This window comes from Mesorhizobium sp. M2C.T.Ca.TU.002.02.1.1 (assembly GCF_003997225.1).
This window is the reverse complement of sequence record NZ_RZTO01000854.1, coordinates 1-2544: the sequence shown is the minus strand read 5'-3', so window position 1 is coordinate 2544 and position 2544 is coordinate 1. Positions and strand designations below refer to the sequence as shown.

Annotated in this window: 3 protein-coding genes; 1 reads left to right on the top strand and 2 read right to left on the bottom strand. The window is 64.9% G+C overall.

Annotated elements, in window-relative coordinates; all coding sequences use genetic code 11:
* Nucleotides 1-845, bottom strand: an 845-nt coding sequence (locus tag EOD07_RS30455) for a monovalent cation:proton antiporter-2 (CPA2) family protein (RefSeq protein WP_206519606.1), incomplete at its 3' end; no start/stop codon positions are given.
* A 276-nt stretch (nt 846-1121) separates the two neighbouring features.
* Between EOD07_RS30455 and EOD07_RS30450 the strand changes: the two genes are divergently transcribed.
* Nucleotides 1122-1388 (top strand): hypothetical protein, encoded by a 267-nt coding sequence (locus EOD07_RS30450; protein WP_040982305.1) that lies wholly within the window; start codon nt 1122-1124, stop codon nt 1386-1388.
* Between the two features lie 92 nt (nt 1389-1480).
* Here the strand turns inward: EOD07_RS30450 and EOD07_RS30445 are convergent, their stop codons facing one another.
* Nucleotides 1481-2383 (bottom strand): LysR substrate-binding domain-containing protein, encoded by a 903-nt coding sequence (locus EOD07_RS30445; RefSeq protein ID WP_040981145.1) that lies wholly within the window; start codon nt 2381-2383, stop codon nt 1481-1483.
* Nucleotides 2384-2544: the final 161 nt, after the last annotated feature.

The window sequence follows — 2544 nt, the reverse complement described above, 5'->3', positions numbered from 1 at the left end:
AGGAAGAACAGGCCGAGCAGGATGCCGCGAAACGGCTCGATATCGGCTTCGAGCTGGTGGCGGAAGGTCGATTCCGACAGGAGCACGCCGGCGAGGAAGGCGCCCATCGCCATCGACAGGCCGGAGAGCTGCATGGCGAGCGCCGATCCCAGCACCACCAGCAGCGCCGCGGCGGTCATGACTTCGCGGGCGCGGGCGTCGGCCAGGATGCGAAAGAGCGGATTGAGCAGGTAACGGCCGGCCACGACCAGCCCGACGATCGCGGCGATGCCGATGCCGACTTCGGTCAGCCGCTCCGAGAGGCTGGTCTCGGCGCCGCCGGGCGCGAGGAAGGCGATCAGCGCGAGCAGCGGCACGATCATCAGGTCTTCGAGCAGCAGGATGGAGACGATGCGCTGGCCTTTCGGCGTGGCGATCTCGCCACGCTCCTCCAGCAGCTGCATGACGATCGCCGTCGAGGTCAGCACGAAGCCGGCGCCGGCGACGAAGGACTGCGCGATCGGAAAGCCTCCGGCCAGTCCGACGAGGGTCAGAAGCACAGCGCAGACGCCGACCTGCAGCGCGCCCAGTCCGAAGATCTCGCGGCGCAGGCCCCAGAGCCGCGAAGGCTGCATCTCCAGGCCGATGATGAACAGGAACATCACGACGCCGAGCTCGGCGACATGGAGGATCGCTTCCGATTCGGAAAAGATGCGCAGGCCGAACGGGCCGATGACGACGCCGGCGGCGAGGTAGCCGAGGATCGAGCCCAGCCCCATGCGCTTGAAGATCGGCACGGCGACGACGCCGGCGGCGAGCAGCGCCACCACCTGCACCAGATCGCTGCTCGACGCCTCAGCTGCCATGCCTGTCATCCCGTTGCTTGACCCACTCCTTGCATGCCCTGGGAGCGGGAGGCAAGGGCGCGGAGACTGGCTGGAAGAGCAGGGGCATCCGGCAGGATACGAAGCGATAGGCTTCGCGGCAAACGCCTGTTGCAACCCTGTTACACAAGTTGACATGGCCCGGTCGTTGCGCGCCGCCACAATCAGAGGTTATGGCACGCTTGGCTCTGGCCTTTGGGCTTCGGCCAGTGGAGGCAGCCGCGATGGGCGGCTGCCTTTTTTGAGGAGATGATTGACATGAAGAAGTTTTTGCTCGTTGCCGTCGGTGTTGCGGCGTTGGCCGGTTCGGCTTGCTCCAAGGGGCCGGAATGCACGCAGGAAATCGCCGCCAAGAAGGCGCAGGACATGGCTGCCGCCCTCCAGGAAGCCATCACCAAGGACCCGAGCAAGGCGGCCGATCTGACCGCCAAGGTGCAGGCTGTGACGACCAAGTATCAGGGCGCGACGACGCTCGACGAAGCCTGCAAGGCCTATGACGAGCTGACCGCCACCATCAAGGGTTGAGCGCGGCCGTCGACAAATATGAAGGCGGTGGCCGGTCGGCCGCCGCCTTTTTTCTTGCGCGGCGCTTCGGTCGGCACGTCTTTCCGGATGCGCTACGCGATACCCATGGTCCGCTTGTGGTCGGCGATCTCGGCGAGCAGCCAGTCCTGGAACAGGCCGGTGCCCGGCTTGTTTCCGATGCTGCGGCGCTGGTGCAGGTAGATGCCGGCGGGATAGGCGTGGCGGGCGCTGAAGGGGGCGACAAGCCTGCCTTGCTGCAGAAGGTCCTGGGCCATTATGGTGTCGGCCAGGGCGATCCCCGCGCCGTTTATCACCTCGCGCATGATCAAGGTGCAGTCATCGAGTGTCGTGCTGGATTTAGGCGTGGTGTCGAGAACGCCCTCCTGCTCCAGCCACCGCTTCCACCGCATGGTCTCGCATTCGTGGATCAGGTGATGGTTGACCAGATCGGCGGGGGAGCGCAGCGGCACCGGACCTTCCAGCAGCGACGGTGCGCATACCGGCGTCAGCAGGAGCGGGATCAGCAGCGTCAAGGCGGGACCGGCCTTGTAGACGAACTCGTCGACAATCGCCAAATCGAAATTGGCGCGCTTGCCCGACGTCGAGATCTCCAGGTCCACGGATGGATGCAGTCGCCGGAAATTCGGCAACCGGTCCGCCAGCCAGAGGTTCAGGACGGTCGGCACGCAGAGCACCCTGACGCGCTGGGTCCTGCCGTGCCACGGCCCGTCGACGAAGCTGACATCGTCGGTGGCGCGCCAGATGGCCTCGAATGCCTCCGAGAGAGAGCGCGCGTAGTACGAGCCCCTGATGGTCGGGGTGATCTGGCGAAAGCCGCGTTCGAACAGGTCCTGGCCGAGGTTCCTTTCAAGCGCGCGGATGTGGCGGCTGACGGCCGAGGGCGTCAGATGCAGCTCTTCCGCTGCATCCTTGATGCTGCCGAGACGCGCGGCGGCCTCGAAAGCGCGCATGCCATTGAGTGAGGGCAGGGCCATTGGCCGATCATGAAATGTCAGTTGAGTTTTTGTCAATCGACTTGGGCGAAATTGGCGTTTGATCGCCTGGCCGGTTCAGGGATACCCAAAAGGCAAGAGCGACTAAGTCGCCATCCGAAAACGATTATTTGGGCACTCCGATGCCGTTCCACTAGCGGCGG